The 18412-nt window shown below is 73.5% G+C and carries 14 protein-coding genes; 9 read left to right on the top strand and 5 right to left on the bottom strand.

Going from position 1 to position 18412, the window contains the following annotated elements; genetic code table 11:
* Nucleotides 1–17: 17 nt before the first annotated feature.
* Together ACFYVJ_RS14265 and ACFYVJ_RS14260 are read left to right on the top strand one after the other, a co-directional pair.
* Nucleotides 18–806 (top strand): IclR family transcriptional regulator, encoded by a 789-nt coding sequence (locus ACFYVJ_RS14265; protein WP_388890551.1) that lies wholly within the window; start codon nucleotides 18–20, stop codon nucleotides 804–806.
* A 294-nt stretch (nucleotides 807–1100) separates the two neighbouring features.
* A complete protein-coding gene (locus ACFYVJ_RS14260; protein WP_388890549.1) occupies nucleotides 1101–2504 on the top strand; it encodes an SLC13 family permease in 1404 nt (467 codons plus the stop codon).
* A 68-nt stretch (nucleotides 2505–2572) separates the two neighbouring features.
* Here ACFYVJ_RS14260 and ACFYVJ_RS14255 read toward each other — a convergent pair whose 3' ends face one another.
* Genes ACFYVJ_RS14255 through ACFYVJ_RS14235 form a run of 5 tightly spaced genes read right to left on the bottom strand, consistent with a single transcriptional unit; the run spans nucleotide 2573 to nucleotide 10018 of the window.
* Nucleotides 2573–4381 (bottom strand): hypothetical protein, encoded by a 1809-nt coding sequence (locus tag ACFYVJ_RS14255; RefSeq protein WP_388890546.1) that lies wholly within the window; start codon nucleotides 4379–4381, stop codon nucleotides 2573–2575.
* A gap of 43 nt (nucleotides 4382–4424) precedes the next feature.
* Nucleotides 4425–5414 carry a hypothetical protein gene (locus ACFYVJ_RS14250; protein ID WP_388890543.1) on the bottom strand — a complete coding sequence of 330 codons (990 nt, stop codon included), beginning with the start codon at nucleotides 5412–5414 and terminating at the stop codon, nucleotides 4425–4427.
* Nucleotides 5411–7906 carry an Hsp70 family protein gene (locus ACFYVJ_RS14245; RefSeq protein ID WP_388890540.1) on the bottom strand — a complete coding sequence of 832 codons (2496 nt, stop codon included), beginning with the start codon at nucleotides 7904–7906 and terminating at the stop codon, nucleotides 5411–5413. Before ACFYVJ_RS14245 ends, ACFYVJ_RS14250 begins: the two co-directional genes overlap by 4 nt.
* Nucleotides 7907–7947: 41 nt before the next feature.
* A complete protein-coding gene (locus ACFYVJ_RS14240; RefSeq protein ID WP_388890537.1) occupies nucleotides 7948–8508 on the bottom strand; it encodes a hypothetical protein in 561 nt (186 codons plus the stop codon).
* A 46-nt stretch (nucleotides 8509–8554) separates the two neighbouring features.
* Nucleotides 8555–10018, bottom strand: coding sequence for an Hsp70 family protein (locus ACFYVJ_RS14235; RefSeq protein ID WP_388890535.1), 1464 nt, complete (start codon nucleotides 10016–10018; stop codon nucleotides 8555–8557).
* A gap of 154 nt (nucleotides 10019–10172) precedes the next feature.
* On the opposite strand from ACFYVJ_RS14235, the gene ACFYVJ_RS14230 reads away from it, so the two are divergent.
* The 7 genes from ACFYVJ_RS14230 to ACFYVJ_RS14200 are packed head-to-tail and all read left to right on the top strand — an operon-like array spanning nucleotide 10173 to nucleotide 18403.
* Nucleotides 10173–12128 (top strand): AAA family ATPase, encoded by a 1956-nt coding sequence (locus ACFYVJ_RS14230; protein ID WP_388890532.1) that lies wholly within the window; start codon nucleotides 10173–10175, stop codon nucleotides 12126–12128.
* The gene (locus ACFYVJ_RS14225) at nucleotides 12121–13341 is read left to right on the top strand and encodes a serine/threonine-protein kinase (protein WP_388890529.1); all 1221 of its coding nucleotides are present in this window, start codon (nucleotides 12121–12123) and stop codon (nucleotides 13339–13341) included. Before ACFYVJ_RS14230 ends, ACFYVJ_RS14225 begins: the two co-directional genes overlap by 8 nt.
* The gene (locus ACFYVJ_RS14220) at nucleotides 13338–14597 is read left to right on the top strand and encodes a hypothetical protein (protein ID WP_388890526.1); all 1260 of its coding nucleotides are present in this window, start codon (nucleotides 13338–13340) and stop codon (nucleotides 14595–14597) included. The genes ACFYVJ_RS14225 and ACFYVJ_RS14220 overlap by 4 nt, the downstream gene beginning before the upstream one ends.
* Nucleotides 14594–14902: a hypothetical protein gene (locus ACFYVJ_RS14215; protein ID WP_388890524.1), complete on the top strand. Its 309-nt coding sequence runs from the start codon at nucleotides 14594–14596 to the stop codon at nucleotides 14900–14902. Before ACFYVJ_RS14220 ends, ACFYVJ_RS14215 begins: the two co-directional genes overlap by 4 nt.
* On the top strand, nucleotides 14886–15455 hold the full coding sequence (locus ACFYVJ_RS14210) for a hypothetical protein (protein WP_388890521.1): 570 nt from the start codon (nucleotides 14886–14888) through the stop codon (nucleotides 15453–15455). The genes ACFYVJ_RS14215 and ACFYVJ_RS14210 overlap by 17 nt, the downstream gene beginning before the upstream one ends.
* Nucleotides 15452–18001, top strand: coding sequence for an Hsp70 family protein (locus ACFYVJ_RS14205; RefSeq protein ID WP_388890518.1), 2550 nt, complete (start codon nucleotides 15452–15454; stop codon nucleotides 17999–18001). The genes ACFYVJ_RS14210 and ACFYVJ_RS14205 overlap by 4 nt, the downstream gene beginning before the upstream one ends.
* Before the next feature lie 3 nt (nucleotides 18002–18004).
* Complete coding sequence (locus ACFYVJ_RS14200) at nucleotides 18005–18403, top strand: hypothetical protein (RefSeq protein ID WP_388890515.1); 399 nt, start codon at nucleotides 18005–18007, stop codon at nucleotides 18401–18403.
* The last annotated feature ends 9 nt before the right edge of the window (nucleotides 18404–18412 follow it).

Genomic DNA, 18412 nt, shown 5'->3' with positions numbered 1-18412 from the left:
GGGAGGGGCGTCAACGGATGCAGAGCGTGCTCAATGCGCTGCGGGTGCTGGAGGAGGTCGCCGTCCGGCAGCCGGCCGGTGTCGCCGACCTGGCCAGGGCGCTGGGGATGCCCAAGAGTTCGGTGCAGCGCGCGCTCGTCACACTGCACACCGCGGGCTGGATCCGGCAGGTCGGGGAGGCGTCCACGCGCTGGGCGGTCACCACCAAGGCGCTGCACGTCGGGCGGCGCGCCACCAGCGAGTTGAGCCTCCGGGACACGGCCGTGCCGATCATGGAGGAACTGCGCCGCCGCACCGACGAGACGGTCCATCTCACGATCCCGGAGGGCGGCGACAAGGTGGTGCTGCTCGAACGGCTCCAGACGTCCAAGCCGGTGCGCATCGTCATGCCGCTGGGGATGAACCTCTCGCTCCACGCCTCGGCCAACGGCAAGGCCGTACTCGCCGCCAGCCCCGCGGACGTGATCGAAAGCTACGTCGGCAAGGGGCTGACCCGCTACACGGACGCGACGATCGTCGATCCGGCCCGCCTGCTGGCGGAGTTGCGCGACATCCGCGAGCGGGGTTACGCGGTCAACGGCGGCGAGTGGCGCGCCGACGTGTCCGCCGTCGCGGCGGCCGTCACCGGCGACTCCGGGCTGCCCGTCGCGAGCATCAGCGTCAACGTGCCGACCAGCAGGATGACCGGCGAACTGCGGGCCGGGTACGGCGCGCTCGTGCGTGACGCCGCACGGCAGGTGGCTGCGGAACTGGGCTCTCCCGGGCGCCCGGAGGCGGCGGGCGGGCCGGGCACCGACGGGGTGTGACGTCTTTCGGCGGCCGGGCGGCCTCACGTCCGGCGTCAAAAGCCCTGGCGGGAGCGGTGGTCGGCGTCCGGCGCGACGGCGGGAGCCCGTAACGGCGCGTGACGCGGACCTTGACCCCCGGCTGTGATGCAGCTCATACTCACCGCCAGCCGGAGGGCAGTAATGAAACCTTGATCTCGCATGGCGGAAACCTCGACCTGATCCGTGCGAGCCGTGGGTGGCGCGTTGGGCCCGGCGCACAGCCGTCCGGTGGAACGGAACAGACCCCTGCCATCCCCGTATCGGGAGGTTTCCTTGTCTGTTGAACTCGTCTCCATCCTGGTCCTCGCGGGCATCTTCCTCGTCGCCACCGTGCGGCCGGTGAACCTCGGGGTCCTCGCCATCGTCGCCGCCTTCGTCCTGGGCCTGTCCGTCCTCGACGGGGCGGATGCGGAAGAGAAGACCGACGCGGTCTTCGCCGGCTTCCCCGGCGACCTGTTCGTCATCCTGACCGGTGTCACCTTCCTGTTCGCGATTGCCAAGAACAACGGCACGGTCGACTGGCTCGTGCACGGCGCGATCCGGGCGGTTGGCGGGCGCATCGGCCTGATCCCCTGGGTGATGTTCCTGGTCACCGCCTGCCTCACGGCCATCGGCGCCGTGGTGCCGGCGGCGGTTGCGATCATCGCCCCGATCGGCATGGGCTTTGCCGTTCGCTATCGCATCAACCCACTGCTGATGGGCCTGCTCATCATCAACGGGGCCAGCGCCGGGGGCTTCTCACCCATGAGCATCTTCGGCGGCATCACCAACGGCGTCGTCGAGAAGGCCGATCTGCCCGGGAACCCCACGCTGCTGTTCCTGGCCTCCTTCGCGTTCAACCTCGTCATCAGCCTGGTCGCCTTCGCCCTGTGGGGCGGCCGGGAGTTGCTCGGCCGCCGCGCGGGAGACGGCGAGGACCCCGGTACGGAGCCCGGGGCGAACCCCGGGGGCACAGCCGCCGCCGGTCCCCGCGCCCCCGGCGCCACTGCCTCCGCCGGGCCGGACGGCACCGGCACGGCGACCGTCACCGCACCCGCGCCCGCCACGCCGGGTGTCGCACCGGATCCGGTCCTGACTCTGGACCGCGACCGGATCCTCACCCTGACCGGGCTGCTGTGCCTGGCGGTCGGCGCCCTGTTCTTCGACCTCAACGTCGGCATGGTCGCCATCACCGTGGCCGCGGTCCTGACCCTGCTGTCGCCTGCCTCGGCCAAGGGCTGCGTGAACGAGATCGCCTGGCCGACGGTCCTGCTGGTCTGCGGCATCGTGCTGTACGTCAGCCTGATGGAGAACATCGGCACGATCGAATGGCTCGGCAACGAGGTCACCGGGATCGGCGCACCCCTCGTGGCCGCCCTCGTCATCTGCCTCATCGGCGGCGCGGTGTCCGCCTTCGCCTCCACCACCGGCATCCTCGGCGCGCTCATCCCGCTCGCCGTGCCCTTCCTCACCGGTGTCGACGCCGTCGGCGCGGTCGGGCTCATCACCGCCCTCGCCATCTCGTCCTCGGTCGTCGACTCCAGTCCCTTCTCCACCAGCGGGGCGCTCACCGTCGCCAACGCGACGGAGGAGACGCGGGACGCGGTCTACAAGGGGCTCATGCGCTGGGGGTTCAGCATGGTGCTCGTAGCACCGGCCGCCACGTGGCTCATCCTCGTGGTCCCCGGCTGGCTCTGATCACCGTGCCGGGACGCCTGCTCCGTGCGCAGGGCTCACGGGGCAGGCGTCCAGCGGCACGGGCCCCTTCACCAGGGCTTCCGGAGTCGCGACAGGTACTCGGCCTGCTTCTCCGGCGGCATCCGCCGGATGATCTGCTGGATGGACGGGGGGAGGCTGCTCAGCCGGTGGTCCGTGTACCTGTGGAGGGACGCGGCGCGGTTCCTCATGATGAGCGCGCGCGTCTTCCGCTTCCTGGCCACCCGGTGCGCCACGGACAGGAGCCGCCTGCTCTCCTCCGGGGACGTTCTGACCGGGTCGAGCGCCAGGGCGCAGTTGTTGAGCAGGATCGCCGTCTGGTCGACGAGCCTGGCGGAGGGGCGCCGGAGCTTGCGGGCACGGTAGCCGGCCAGCTTGTCGATGTGCGGCACCACGTGGCTCTCGATCTCCGCGGCGGCGCGGGCCGGCTTGTTGTCGCGCAGCAGCCGCTGCGCGCGCTCCACGCCGGACACGGCGAGCCTGAACGCGTCGGAGTACGGGGCGATGCGTGCCTGCTTGGCGGCCTGGCGGCGGTGTTTCCTGACGAGCTTGAGGGTCCCGCGGGTCTCCGCCAGCTCCCATGCCTCGTCGAGGAACTCGGCACGCGTACGCACGGCGGCGGACGAGCTGTCGCCGGCGAGCGCCAGGGCGCAGTGGTCGAGCAGGATCGCGACCACGTCGGTGAACTTGGCCGCGTTGTCCCGCGTCTCCTTGTCGTCGCTCATCCGCAGCTCCATGAGCAGCGGCAGGACCTCCTTCCGCAGCGCTTCCGCGGCCTTCCAGCTCTCGGCCTCCTCCAGGAGCGAGTACACCCTGTCGATGGCCGGCAGGAGCGCCAGGTACTCCACATGCTCCCGGTTGTCCGCGACGAGTGCGCGCGTCTCCTCGGTCTCGGTCAGCCCGAGTGCCAGGTCGAGCAGCCGGGCCGCCTCCGCCGCGGGCAGCGGCGTGCCGCCGTCGGTGGAGATGGCGCAGTTGTTGAGCGTCAGGGCCGTCCGCTCCCGCAGCTTGGCGACGGAGCGGCGGACGCCCTCGCCGTCGAAGTCGCGCAGGCTGTCCAGCCGCGGCAGCACGTCTTTCTCGACGATCGCGGCGGCGGCCGCGGGGTCCTCGGTGTGCAGCGCGCGGGCGCGGTCCAGCGCGGTCCGCACGGACTCCATGACCGGCTCCACCCGGCCCTCGACCGCCTGCCCGAGCAGGTTGCCGCCGGCCCAGGACCAGGCGCCGAAGAGCGCCGTCACCCGCTGCGGCGCGCTTCCCCCGGTGGCGAGTTCCGCCATGGGGGCGACCAGGGTGCGGCGGACCTCGCCTTCGAGGACGGGCACGGCCGCGAGGCCGACCCTGACGTCGTCGAGCGCGGTGATGCGGTGCTTCACGTGACCCCAGAAGCCCGGGTGTGCGAGCGCCCGCCGCCAGCCCGCGGCGGCGGCCCCCCAGCTCGGCTCGCCCGTGGGGGGCGCCGCCCGGCCGTCCAGCTCCTCGTCCAGGGCCCAGGCGTGGGCCCGTACCGCGGAGTCGTGCGCCTCGTGCAGCGCGGGGTCGCAGCCGCAGCCGCCGTCCGGGGCGTCCCAGATCCAGAACAGCTCGTCGACTATCCGGCGCTGCGGATGGTCGATGACGTCGAACACCGCACCGTACCGCTCCGCGCTCCGGCGGCCGGGCACGGGAAGCTCGCCCGCGGCGGGGATGTCCACCCCGGCGCGTACGGCCGTGTTGATCCGCTGCCGGCACCGGCGGATCGCCTGGCGCGTGGCGGTGGTCGGGAGACCGGTCAGCCTGAACGCGTTGCGCCGGTAGAGCTCCAGGCCGGTGAGCTCGTGAAGGCGCTCGATGGCCACCGGTGCGGTGCCGCTCTGCAAGGCAACCTCCTCGGGCTGCTGGGTGGACGGCGCGGGCGCCGTGTCACGGGGCGGTGCGGGGGGTGAGGACGACCGTGACCGTGCGGTTCCGCGCGTCGGTCGCGTACGGGGCGTCCCGCTGCTCGGCGCTGGCGATTGTGAAGGCCGTCAGCGGCCGGCCGCTGGCGTCGCTGAGCGCGCGGGCGGCGACCATGGCCCGCCACACGGAGGTGTCGGAACCGCCGCTCGGGGGCGCCTCGCTGACGTCGGCGATGTGCCCGAACACCTCGATGCGCGTGTCCTCGTCCCGGCCGAGTACCGTGCCGAGCCGGGCCAGGTCCGCGGCGCCGGCGTCGGTCAGCTCCGCCGCCCGGGAGAACAGGCCCTGCTCGAAGACCACTTCCACCGAGTCCTCGTGCCGCACGGGCCGGATCCCGGGCGTACGGACCGCGTCGGCGAGGGCGTCGAGCGCTTCCTCCCGGCGGGCTTCCGCGGCGGCCGCGGTGCGCTCCCGCTCCGCGGCCAGCTCCTGCCGTGCGTCCTTCTCCGCACGCTGCTCCGCCCCGGCCACCGACGCCGAGACGTCGGCCGGCCGGTCGCCGGAGCCGTCGGCGGAGTCGCCGGGGAGCACCCAGGCCGCCGCCGTGACGGCTCCGGCGCACAGGACGACGGCCGCGGCGGGCAGGAGCCGGTGGCGCCTGCGGTCGAACGCGGCCATCGGGCCCGTCCGGCGGAACCGCCGGATCCGCTCCAGCCCGGCCGTGGCCGACGAGTCGTCCGGATGGTCGTCGAGCAGGCGCCGCCAGCAGCGTTCCGCTTCGTCCAGCTCGCCGCGCTGGGCGTGGATACGGGCCCGCAGGTCCGCCACCTCCCGGTGGCCGGTGACCGCCGGGTCGTCGTTCCCGGCCAGCTCCCGCAGCGCCGCGTCCAGATCGCCGGCCCTGGCCGCCGCGGTGGCGCGGGCCACGGTCAGCTCGACCCGCAGCGCGGTGTCGCCGGCCGGCTCCCGCCGGGGCCCGGGCAGCGGCTGCCGGGCGGGTTCCGTGGTGGTCACCGGAGCCCACCGCCCCGGGGGTCCAGCCCCTTGTGGGCCTGCGCTTCTCTGGCCTCCGCGGGCAGCATCGCGATGAGCCGGCGGTTCACGTCCGACAGGGCGGACTGGTCCCGCCCGGCATAGGCGCGCTCGCCCTCGGCGAGCAGGGCCTTCGCCTTGGCGCGCGGCTGCATCAGGTCGCTGGCGGCCGACAGATCCTCGAAGAGCGTGTACTCGAACTGGCCGGTGGTGTGGAGGATCTCCATGTACAGCTCCTTCGCCCGCTGCAGCAGCCGCTCCAACTCGGCGACGCGGTGGCTGTCGCCGCCCTGCATGGCCCGGTTCACCAGGCCGCGCAGCCGCTCCAGTTCCTGCCGCTCGGCCGCGCCGCCGCCGCGCCTGAGCCGCCCTTCGCACTCCTTGAGCACGTCTCCCAGCTCCAGCATCAGCCGCGGGACCTCGATGGACTCGCGCTCGATGTCGTCGAGCTGCGCGTGCAGGTTCCGCAGCCACTGGTCGCACTCCAGTGCCGTGCCCGGGTCGGTGCGCGCGTTGTCGACCTGCTTACGGAGCCGCCCCATGTCCTCGGCGATCTCCCGGAGGACTTCCCCGGCACCCGGGGACCCGGACTCCCGGGCCCGTACCCCGAGATCGGGCACCCGCTGCTCCAGCCGGTCCAGGCCGGCCACCAGTTCCCCGTGCTCCGGCCGGCCGCCCTGGAGCCGCACGTCGGCCTCGAACTCCGTGTCCATCGTCTCCACGATGGCCTTGGCCTGCCCGATGGTGCGGACCTCGTAGGTCACCTCGACCTCGCTGCCCTCCGGGAGGTCGTAGCGCAGGTCGCCGCGGCGGAACGAGACCTCGCCGACCTCCTTGTTGTTCTTGGCGTCGGGGTCCTCGCCCTCCAGGAGGGGGATGCGGATGACCGCGTCCGGGTCGGACCGGGTCAGGGCGATGGTCGTGCGGTACTTGTTGCTGCCGTTGACCGGCAGGGTCGCCCCCTTCCGCACGATCGGGCCGTAGGTGCCGTCGTACTTGCCGATGCCGAGCGAGTGCGTGAGGACGGGACCCGCCGGCAGGGTGCGGGTGTGGGTCAGGGACAGCGTGTCCGGCGTGAGCTGCTGGCGGACTCCGGCGGCGTCGGTCAGCTCCAGTGTGAAGCGGGTCGTGGTCTCCGACTCGATGGCGACGGTGGTGAAGAAGCCGCCGTTCGCGTCGAGGGAGACCTGCGCGCCCTCGAAGCCGCCTCCCGGGCTGCGCAAGGTGACGCTGTACCGCGTCCAGTCCACCGGGTCGGCGCTGCGCAGCTTGCCGGCGACGGGGACCCCGGTGGTGTCCAGCGACTGCGGTTCGTAGATCAGCTCGGCGGTGAACGCGCCGGCGGTGGGGCGCTGCGGCCGGGCCGGCAGGCGTACGCTGCCCGCGAAGATCGCGGCGCCGCGGGCGACCACGGTGGTGGGGTCCTGGCTGTGGTCGATGCCGATGCCGAGGCCCTCGCGCGGGTCGGCCAGCAGCTCGCGCAGCCCGGGCGCGAGGGTGGCGCCGCCGACCAGCAGCAGTTGGTCGATGTGGTCGGGACGCAGCGAACCTTGGGTCAGCGCCTCCCGGCAGAGTTTGACGGCCTGGGTGTAGAAGGGGAGGGCGAGGTCGTCCAGGGCGCCGCGGGTCAGGGTGTACGAGAACGTCTCCTCGTCGCCGTCGACCTTGAGGTCGACGAACAGCTCCGCCTCGCCGGCCCGCGACAGCTCGATCTTGGCCGCTTCGGCGGCGGCCTTGAGCTTGGCGAAGTTCGTGCGCCAGCGCGCGTTGCCGCGGGTGAAGTCCCGTAGCCCCAGCTCGCGTACGACGGCGGGGGCGAGCAGGTCGTCGACGATGGCCCAGTCGATGTTCTTGCCGCCCAGGTGCGGGTCGCCGGCGTGCTGGAGCAGTTGCAGCTCCCCGTCCCGCTTGCTCATCACCGCCGCGTCGAAGGTGCCCCCGCCCAGGTCGAAGACCATCCAGTACGCGGACTCCGCGGCGTTGTCCACGCCGTAGGCGAGCGCGGCGGCGTTCGGCTCGTGGATCAGCGGGCACTCCTCGCCGAGCCCGGCCAGCGCGGCCGCCTTGCCGGTGGCGTTGGACTGGTTCAGCGCGAACGACGCGGGGACGGTGATCACGGCCGCCGTCGGCGGCTCCCCCAAGTCGTGGGCGGCGTCCCGGCGCAGCGACTTCAGCACCTCGGCCGAGAGCTGCTCGGGCGCCAGGGAGACGCCCGCCCGGCGGAAGGCGAAGGCGGCGTCCGCGAGGCCCATCTGGAGCTTGAACTCGGCGTGCGCGTCGTCCGGGTCGGCCTCCACCCGCTCGCGGGCCCGCCGGCCGACGTGGATCATCCCCGGCTTGGGCATCCACACCGCGGACGGCGTGTAGTCCCAGTTCTCGTTGTTCTTGATGATCCGGGATCTGCCGTTCTCGAAGACCGCGATCTCACTGTTCGTGGTCCCGAGGTCGATCCCGAAGTCGATGGTTTCACGCATCTGTTCTCCCTGCCGGTCCGGCGGCCGGCGGCGCATGCGAGTCAGTGACGAGGCGGCCTGCCGACGACGACCTCGCCCATCTGGATGCGGTCGCCGCGGAAGTGGATCGTGGGCTTGAAGGTTTCGAGGACGACCTCGCGGGTGAGCGACGGGTCCTCCTCGAAGGAGAGGACCTTCAGCGGAAGACCGGGGTCGTAGTCCTCCCCGTCGTGGTCCTTGATCTTGAGCTCGATGCCGTCCTGCAGCGCCTCGCGCGCCGTGCGCACGCTCTTGCTGATCTGCCTGGAGGACTTCTGCGGCGCGGCGTCCTGCTGGTCCAGCTTGCGCTGCGCCTTCCACACCCCGGTGGCAGCCTCCGCGAGCCGGCCGGTGTCGAACTGCGCCGCGGGGTCCGGCGCGGCGACGGCGGCCTCGCGGGCGGCGGTTCTGGCGGCGGCGAGATCCGCGAGCGCGGCGTCGAGCGACGTGAGGTGGGCGGCGACCTGCTCGCGCTGGTCGGCGTCGAGCCGCTCCGGGGCGACGCGGAACTCCCGCGGGTGCTTCCACTGCCGCCACCAGTCGGCCACGCGGTCCCGCGGGTAGCGCTGTTGCACGATCCTCACCCACTCGTGTCTGCTGAAGGGGCCCCGTCGGTCGGGCGGGGCATGACTATGGCAGGACCGGTCCGGGACCGGTCCCAAGGGGTCCCGGTCTCCCGCTCTTACCGCAGGCGTCCCCGGTCAGCGCGTCGTGGAGTTCAGCCAGCCGGTCCCGTAGCCGGCGCAGCAGCGCGAGGGCACGGGTGCGGGAGGCGGGGGCGGTGTGCCACTCGGCGGCGGCACCGCGGCGGAGGTCGTCGTCGAGCCGGCCGACCGTCTCCCGCAACAGGGCCACCGCGGCCCGGAGTCGGTCCGGCAGGCCGGGACCGGCGTGGTCGAGCAGGCCCGTGCAGCGGCCGAGCGCGTCCCGGGTCTCGCGCAGCAGACCGGCGACCTCGTCCCGGGCGGGCGCCGGCGAAGCCGCGGGCAGGGGTACGGTGCCGGCGTGCAGGGCGGCGCCGCGGGCGACCACGGTGGTGGGGTCCTGGCTGTGGTCGACCCGGATGCCGAGGCCGTCGCGCGGATCGGCCAGCAGCTCGCGCAGCCCCGGGGCGAGGGTGGCGCCACCGGCCAGCAGCAGCCGGTCGACGTCCTCGGGGCGCAGCGAGTGCTCGGCCAGCAGGTGCCGGCAGAGCCTGACGGCCTGGGCGTAGAAGGGGCGGGCGAGGTCGTCCAGGGCCCCGCGGGTCAGGGTGTACGAGAACGTCTCCTCGCCGCCGTCGGTCCTGAGGTCGACGAACAGCGCCGTCTCCCCGGCCCGCGACAGCTCGGTCCTGGCCGCCTCCACGGCTGCCCTGAGCTTGGCGAAGTTCGTCCGCCACCGCACGTTGCCGCGGGCGAAGTCCGGGAGCGCGAAATCGCATGCGACGGCTGGCGCGAGCAGTTCGTCGACGATGGCCCAGCCGATGTTCCTGTCGCCCAGGTGCGGGTCACCGGTGTGTCCCACGAGCCGGAGTTCCCCGTCCCGCTCTCCGACGAGCGAGGCGGTGAAGCCGCTGCTGCCCAGGCTGAAGACCATCCGGTGGCCGCGGGGAGCGGTGCCGTCCGTACCGTACGCGAGCGCGACCGCGACCGGCTCGGGGAGCAGGGGGCAGTCCTCGCTCAGCCCGGCGAGCACCGCCGCCGCGCGGGTGGCGTCGTGCTGCTCCGGCGTGAACGACGGGGGCACGGTGATCACGGCCGCGGCCGGCGGCTCGCCCAGCTCGTGGAAGGCGTCCCGGCACAGCGACTTCAGCACTTCGGCGGTCAGTTGCCCGGCGGTACGGGTGACGCCCGCCCGGTGGAAACGGTACTCGCCGCCCGCCGTGCCCAGCGTGTCCACGAACCCGGCGTAGGCGTCATCCGGAGACGCCGCCAGCCGCTCGCGGGCCACGCGGCCGACGACGGTCCTTCCCGGGCGCGGCATGAACACCGCGGACGGCGTCCGTTCCCGGTTCTCGTTGTTCCTCAGGACCCGGACACCGCCGTCCTCGGCCACGGCGATGGCGCCGGCCGTGTTGCCCAACTCGATCCCGATGTCGATGGTTCCGCGCATCCCACCCGCCCTGACTCGATTGGTGCTCCGACCGGACTACCGGGTCCGCTCCGGGAAGGGTCCCGAGATGGCGCAGGTATAACTGGGTGTCACTAGATATAACACTGTCGGGAGCCCGACCGGGCCGTATGGACGAGGCGCTTCACTCGGGTAAGTGCTCTGGGAAGGCGTGGCGTTGGAGAACCTGGGGATCGACCGGCTGGACCCGGCGCTGCTGGCGGCGGCCGACGGCCTCGCCGGTGCCGTCGCCGCGGCCGTCGAGACCGGTGCCGCCCGGGTCGAGCCGTCCCACCTGGTGATCGCGCTCGCCCGGATGCCGGGCAGCGAGGCGGCGCGGCTCTTCGACCGGAGCGGGATCCCCGTGGAGGCGTTCGTCGAGGCGCTGCGCGCGAAGAGCCCGCCGCGCACCGGGCTGCCGCCGATGGCGCTGACCGCGGCGACGGCCGCCCCTGCGACCCGGGAACTCCTCGCCGCGCTGCCGGCCGGGGCGGGCGAGCGGCAACTGCTGGCCGCCGCCCTCTCCGGCTTGGAGCCCGCCGCCGCCGAACTGCTCGTCGAGTACGGCCGGGTGGACCTCGACCGGGCGATCGCCGGGCTGCGCGCCGAACCGGCCGCGCCGCGCGAGGTGTTCGGCGACGACGGCCGCCTGCTGCCCGATCGCTTCAGCCCGGGAGCACGGCGGGTGCTGGCCGTGCTGGCAGAACTGGCGGCGCAGGGCAGCGGCGCGGAGGCCGCCCCGCTGCCCACCACGCTCCTGTTGCAGGCCATGGCCGCCGTGCCCAACGGCCTGGTCGAGCAGGGGTGCGCCTTCCTGGGCCACGACGTGCGCGCGCTGCGCACGCAGCTCGTGTCCCTCACCGGCAACGGCGCCGGTCCCTCCGGCGTACCCGGCCCGGCCGGCGCCCGGCCGGCGCTGTCCCGCGACGGCGTCCACGAACCGCTCGCGCGCACGCTGGAGAAGGCGGCCGCGGTCGCCGCGCAGCGCCGCGGCGAACCGGTCGCCGAACGCGACCTGCTCGCCGCGCTGCTCGACACCCCCGTCGGCCTGGCCGCCGGGTTCCTGCGCGGCACCCGTATCGACCTCACCCGGCTGCGCCGCTTCGCCGACACCCTCTACCAGGAGCACGTGCCGCAGGAATCGGAAGGGGACTCCCGGGCGGACATGCCGCCCCTGCACGAGTCGCTCGCCTGGATGCACGAGCGCCTCGTCGGGCGCGAGTCGGTCATCGAGCGCCTCACCCCGTCCCTCGAAATGATCACCAGGTCGCTCAGACGCGGCCTGCGGCTCCAGGACCGGCCCCTGGCCAGGTTCCTGTTCTGCGGCCGGAGCGGCACCGGCAAGACCCTGGCCGCCCGCGTGCTCGCCAAGGTCGTGTACGGGTCGGAGGACGACGTGCTCTTCTTCGAGATGGGCCAGTTCAACACCAAGGAGTCGATGAACAACTTCATCGGCGCCGCGCCCGGCTACGTCGGCTTCGGCGAGGGCAAGCTCACCAACGGGCTCCGCGACAACCCCCGCCGGGTGCTGCTCTTCGACGAGGTCGAGAAGGCGGACGGCAGGGTGCTCGACGCGCTCCTGCGGCTGCTGGACGAGGGGCAGATCAGCGACCCGGCGGGACCCGTGCGCGACGCCCGGGACTCGGTGATCGTGCTCACCTCGAACCTCGGCACCACCGGCCCCGCGGGCGGCCCGGGGCCGTACGGTGCCGGCGAAGACCCGGACGACGCCGCCCACATGCGGCGGATCATGGAGGGGTTCTTCCGGCCCGAGTTCCTCAACCGGATCGACGAGGTGATCCTCTTCGAGGCGTTCCGGCAGGACCAGCTCGAAGCCATCGCGCTCGGCGGGCTGCGCCGCCAGGCCGCCCAGGTGGGCACCCAGCTCGGCGTGGAGCTGTACTGGCAGCAGGACGTGCCGGCGCGGATCGCGGAACTGGCGGTCACCCGCCGCGGCCAGGAGGCCGCCCGCGGCGTGAACCGTTACATCGACGGCGTCTTTCCCCCGCTGCTGCGGCTGCTGGACGAGGCCGACGCCCGCGGCGAGTCCGTCGAGCGGGCGCGGATCGTGGTGGACGGCGAGCGGCTGTCGGTGGTGAACGCCGGTGGCTGAGCTGCTCGACGGTCGCTACCTGCTGCACGAGAAGCTCGGCCGGGGCATGTTCGGCACGGTCCACCGGGCCGAACTCCGCGTCCTCGGGCACACGCTCCGGCAGGTGGGCGTCAAGCTCTTCCATGCCGAGCGTGCGGTCCCGGTGCCCGAACTGCTGGGCGAGGCACTGCGGTTGATCGAGGTGGTGGAGAAGTGCCCGGATCCGGTGGTCCGCGACCGCTTCCTCACCTGCCTCGACGCCGGCGTCGAGGGCGGCGCGACCGGACGCCCGTACATGGTGACGGAGCTGGCCAGGGGCGACCTGGGCTGGCGGCTGCGCGGCGGCCAGCTCCCCGTCGAGACCGTGCGCGACTACGCCCGCCAGCTCTGCCAGGGCCTCGCTTTCCTGCACGGGCGGGGCGTCGTCCACCTGGACCTGAAGCCGGGAAACATCCTCGTCTCCGCGGCGGGATCGCTGAAGATCGGCGACTTCGGGCTCGCCCGCCGTGTGAGCGCGCTGCTGCGCCGCGCCCCCGCCACCGGCGGCACGGTGTGGTACGTACCGGCCGAGGTGCTGCAGTTGCAGGAGGCGGGCCCCGAGGCCGACGTCTACGCGCTCGGCCTCATCTGCTACCAGATGCTCACCGGCCGCCTCCCGCACCAGGACCAGCTCCGCGCCGCCGCGCCGGACGAGGTCACCGCCCCCGACACCGACACGCTCGTACGGCTGAAGCTGCGCGAGGCGGAGCCGCCGGGCACCCGCAACCCGGAGGTGCGGGACCACCCCTTCGAGGCGGTCGTCATGCGGGCGCTCAGCCCGCTGGCCACCGACCGGTACCCGGACGCCGGCGCCCTCCTGCGTGCGCTGGACGCCCCGGCGGGGGCGCCCCAGCCCCGTACCCCGACGCCGAGGCAGCGGCTGGAGACGCTGACGGACCACCTCCGCGGGGCGCTGCGGCGCGGCGACCTCGATCTCGCGGACGAACTGCGCCGGGAGGCGCTCGACCTCAACCGGGCGCTGCCGGACACCGCGATGGTCCCCGAGGTCTACGCCCTCGCGACCGAGGCGGCGCTGCGCCGCGACGACGACGGCGGCGAGGCCCGCGCGCTGGCGATGGAGGGTCTGGGCAGGCGCCGCTGCCCGGCGACCTTCCGGGCGATGGCGGCGGCCTTCGCCGGCACCGAGCTGGGACGCGGCTTCGCCCGCCGGAGCGGGGAGGGGGCCGGCGGATGACGGCGGAGCCCGAGCTGGAGCGGCTGGCCGGCGAACTGGAGCGGTTGCAGGAGGAGTTGTCCGGGCTGGTCGCCGCCGCGGCGCCCACGTCCGCGGCCGCGTACGAGGCGCTGCGGCGGGACGGGGAGCTGCAGCCCTGGACGAGCACGGCCGTCCGGCTCTGGGAGGAGGCGCTGGCGGCCGGCGCGGACACCGGGGTCGTCCACCACCTCGCCATCGCCCACCACGCCCGCGCGTACGACCTGGAGGCGGCCGGCGACGACGCCGCTTTCGGCCATTTCGAGGAGGCCCTGCGGCACTGGGCCTCGCTGTACGCGGACCCGGACTTCTGGCGGCGGGCGCACGAGCGGCTCAACGGTGGGATGGGAGTCGCGGTGCCCGGCGAGGTCGTCGAGGAGGCGCGTGCCCGGCTGCCGCGCAACCTGCTGGAGCCCCATCTGACCCTCGCCGCCCGGTTCCGGCTCACCGACCCGCGCCGCGCACGCGCGCACGTGCGGCTCGTGACCGGCTCCGCGTTCCCCGCCGCGATCGTCGCGGAGGCCCGCGTGGACCTGGTGCGCGACGTGCTCGGCGGCGTCCCGCGGGCCGTCGCCGAGGGCAGGTTCGCGGAGACGCTCGACATCCTGGAGACCTGGCTGCTCCTGGACCCGGCCGGCCACGACCTCCTGCGTGCCGTGCTCTTCACCGGCAGGAGCTGGATGGAGCGGCTGCGGGAGGAGCGGTACGCGACGCGGCGGATGGACGACCTGCTCGTCCGTGTGGACCGGCTCGTCGGGCCCGGACTCGCCTCCGCCGGGACGCCCTCGGGAGAGCTGGCGAAGGAGCTGGCGCGGCACGAATTCCTGCTCGCGCTCCGGTCGTTCGGAGCACTCGGTACGGCCCCGCCGTCGCCGGACGCGCTGGGCTCGCGGGCGGAGGTGGAAGAGGCCCTGCGTGCTGCCTGGTCGGCGAGCCGGCACGTGGAGAGGGCACTCGAGCTGTATCCGGAGATGGCCGACGACCCCCGCTACGCGGAGGTCGGGGAGCTGCGGAACACCGTGCTGCCGCGGTACCGGGCGTGGCTGGGCGCGCTGTCGGCGCAGTTCCTGCTCACCGCCTTCGGCATCGGCGACCGGGAGCTGGCCCGGGCCCGTCAGCTCCTCGACGAGGCGGGGGAGTACACGGCGGCCGATCCGGAGCTGGAGAGTTTCGTCCGGTCCCTCGAGAACCTGCTCTCGATCCGGGAACCTCAGCCGACCAGGGGAGATGAGGTATGACCGACAATCCGTGGGCATGGCGCGACGGGCACAACCCCTATCGCGCCACCCCCTTCCAGGTACTCGCGCTCGGCCCGGAGGTGAGTGGGCGGGCGCAGATCCGCAACCACATCAGGAAGCGGCGGCAGCGCATCGAGCGCCGCGCCGACCGCTACCCGCTCTTCGGCCGCACCCTGCGGGTCGCCGAGGTGAACGCCGCGGAGGAACGCATCAAGGACCCGGCCGCGCGCCTCCTCGCCGAGTTGTGCACCCACCGGCCCGAGCAGCCGGCGGAGCGGGAGCGGTCCGATGACGCAGCCCGCTGACCCCATGCGCATCGACGAGCAGGAGCGCCTCCTCGCAGCCCGGCCCGAGCCCCCGCAGGGCGTCGTGTGGCGGCTGCTGCGGGAGCGGGCGCAGGCCGCCGACGCGGCGGTGGCGGAGACCCACCGTCGGGTCGGGGAGCACAAGAGCGTGTTCGAGCACTTCGCACGGGACGTCGCCAACGCGCTGCACGGGCTGCACGGCGTCACCCCGGCCACCGCGGCCGACGCCTTGCCGTCTCTCACCGCCAAGCTGGCGAAGGCCCTGGAGGGTGCGGGCGCGCGCTTCCTCGACCCGGCGGGCGAGCCCTACGAGGACGTCGAGATGTGGGCCGACGTGGTGGGTTCCGAGCAGCGGCCGGGCCTGGAGCGGGCGGTGGTGGCCGAGACGCTCCAGCCGGGACTGCTGATGGCCGACGGGAAGCTGGCCCAGCGGGCGCGGGTGTACCTGGCCGTCCCCGAACGGCAGGACGGGCAGGGCGAGCGGAAAGAACCGAGAGAACCGAAGGAACCGGAAGAACCGGAAGAGCAGGAGAGGAAGGGGGAGCAGGAGTGAGCCTCACCATCGGAATCGACCTCGGCACCACGAACAGCCTCGTCGCCGTGCCCGCCGACGCGGACATCCCGGGCAAGCAGGAGCTGATCAGGACCGGGCGGCTGAAGCCGGTCGGCGGCGCCCTGATCATCACCGACGCGTACCAGGCGCCCCTCACCCCTTCGGTGGTGTGGCTGGAGGAGGACGGCACGCCGGTCGTCGGCAGCCTGGCCAAGAGCAAGGTCAAGTACGACGGGCAGCCGCCGCCCGCGATGTTCTTCAAACGCACCATGGGCACCGACCAGCGGGTCACCGCGGGACACGCCTCCCTGACGCCGCAGCAGGCGTCCACGCACGTGCTGCGCCGGCTCAGGGAACTCGCCGAGGAAGTCCTTCAGGTCCCGGTGGGCCGGGCGGTCGTCACCGTGCCCGCGTACTTCGAGATGCGGGCGAAGAACGAGACGGTGCAGGCCGGCCTCGACGCCGGCCTGGCGAAGGTGGAGACCCTCATCGAGCCCTTCGCCGCCGCCCTGATGTCCACCCACGAGCAGCAGCCGGACGGGCCGCGGACCTTCCTCGTGTACGACCTGGGCGGCGGGACGTTCGACGTGTCCGTCGTGACCTGGAGCCCGGAGGCCGGTTTCGAGCACCTCGCCTTCGAGGGCGACCGCTATCTGGGCGGCTACGAGTTCGACAAGGCCGTCGTGCGCTGGATGGCCGAGCAGCGGCCCGCGTACGACCTCCGGCTCGACCCGGAGGAACCGGAGGAGGCCAGGCTGCTCGCCCGGCTGCTGGTCCGGGTGGAGTCCGAGAAGCACTTCCTCTCCCGGGAGACGCAGACCGAGATCTACGTGGAGGGGGAGGCGGACCGCGCCGGCATCCCCATGACCATCAAGCTGCCCTTCTCCCGCGCCGAGTTCGAGGACCTGATCCGGCAGGACGTGCAGCGCACCTTCGACCACTGCGACGCCGCGCTGCAGCGGGCGGGCCTCGGCCCCGCGGACCTCGACGAGATCGTCCTGGTCGGCGGCTCGTCGCGGGTGCCGATGATCAGCCGGCTGCTGCGGGAGAGGTTCGGCCGCGAGCCGCGGCTGATCGACCCCGACCTGTGCGTCGCGGTCGGCGCCGGTATCAAGGCGGGCGCCGCCGGGGTCCGGCAGGGCGTCCTCGAAATCGACCAGGTGACGGCCACCCTGCCCGCGACCGACGTCACCGGCCGGGTCCACCCGGGCGAGCACACCCCCGCGCCGGGGGACGTGCACGTCCTGCTGCGCTCCGCAGACGGCGTCCAGAGCCACCGGCAGGAGACCGACGCCGAGGGCAGGTTCGTCTTCGACGACGTCGCGCTGCACGACGGGGAGAACGAGCTGACGGTCACGGTCGTCGCGGGCGGGAAGGAGGTCGAGAGCCGGCAGATCACCGTCTCGCCCGGCCACGAGCCGCCGCCCACCGACGAGGGCGACGTGCTGGCGCACGACTTCTTCGTGGAGCTGGCCGAAGGCCCGTACCGGATCGCCGAGGCGGGGACCAAGCTGCCCCACCACACCGACTTCCTGCTGGAGACCGCGGGGCAGGGGGTGCTGCTGCGGGTCCGGCTGCACGAAGGGCTCATCCCCATCGGCCAGGTGGACGTCGACGGCCTGCCCAGCACGCTGCCCGCCGGGACACCGCTGGAACTGGAGCTGGAGTTCCGGCCCGACTGGTCGATCGAGGCGGAGGTACGGATCCCCTCGGTCGGCGCGCAGGGCCGCGCGGTGATCTCCGTACCGCGAGAACACGTGCCCTCCTGGGACGAACTGCAGCAGCAGTTCCTGGAGGTCAGGTCCGGCTGGCAGGAGCGGCGGGCGGTCGCCAGGCCGGAGGACGCCATGCGGTACGGACCGCGCCTGGACGCGCTCCTCCAGGAGTGCACGGCCCTGCTCAACCAGCGCCAGGACCGGGCCAAGAGCCACCACAAGCTGCGCGAGGCCGAGACCCTGCTCGGCAACATCCGGCTCCCGGGCGCGGACCCGATGCACCCGCCGATGCCGGAGTTCGAGAACAAGCTGGTCGAGCTGGCCGCCCTCTGCGACGACCTGGCGCGCGTCGACGCCAGGGAGGCGCAGCAGCACCGGGAGAGCATCCCCGGGCTGCGCGCCGCGGGGCTCGCGGCGTACCAGTCGGGCAACAGCATGGACTGGCACAGCATCAACCAGGCGGTCGAGGACCGGTGCGCGGCCGTACGTGCCAGGTTCCAGGCCGACCAGCCGCCCCCGAGCCCGGCGAACATCCAGCTCATGCTCTACCGGGAGCTGGAGGAGCTGGACCGCGCGCTCCAGGACATCGACCAGCTCACCGAGGGGCGCTACCGGGGCCGCACCGAGGAGTTCCGCGGCGAGGTGGCGGGGGTCGTCGCGGCGGTGGGCAGCGTCGCCACGGAGGACCCGCAGGCCGCCGGCCGCTTCGCGGGGATCTACCGCAGCCAACTGCAGCCGCTGGCCGCCCGGATCGAGCGCTGGATGGAAGAGATCAGGGTCGGCGAACCCGGAGTGATCTGGCCCCGGCTGCCCCAGGCCGGCGGGAGGTAGCCGGTGGCCGTCATCGACTGCCCGCTCTGCGGCCGGGCACTGGCCGCGCCGGCGCCCGAGTGCCCGGCGTGCCGCGGCGACCTGCGTCCGCTGGCGCAGGTCGCCGCCCTCGCCGACGAGTACTTCAACCGGGCGGTCGCGCAGGCCCGCGCGCAGCAGTGGCAGAGTGCCGCCGAGCACCTGGCGGTCACGCGCGCGCTCCGCCCGAACGACGTGGACGCCATCGTCCTGCTCGCGAAGATTCGCTACCGTCAGCGGGGCGGGCAACGCGCCGAGGCCACGGGGCTGCTGCGGCGCGCCCTCGAACTGGCCCCGGACCGCGAGGACGTCCGCTCGGCGCTCGAGCAGTCCCCCAGAACCCGGCGGCAGCCCCGCCAGGAGCGGCAGCGGCGCCGCCGATGAACCGTGTGA

The sequence above is a fragment of the Streptomyces sp. NPDC004134 genome (genome assembly GCF_042874195.1).
GTDB lineage: Bacteria > Actinomycetota > Actinomycetes > Streptomycetales > Streptomycetaceae > Streptomyces.
The sequence above is the reverse complement of the archived record's forward strand: the minus strand, read 5'-3'. Positions and strand labels throughout refer to the sequence as shown.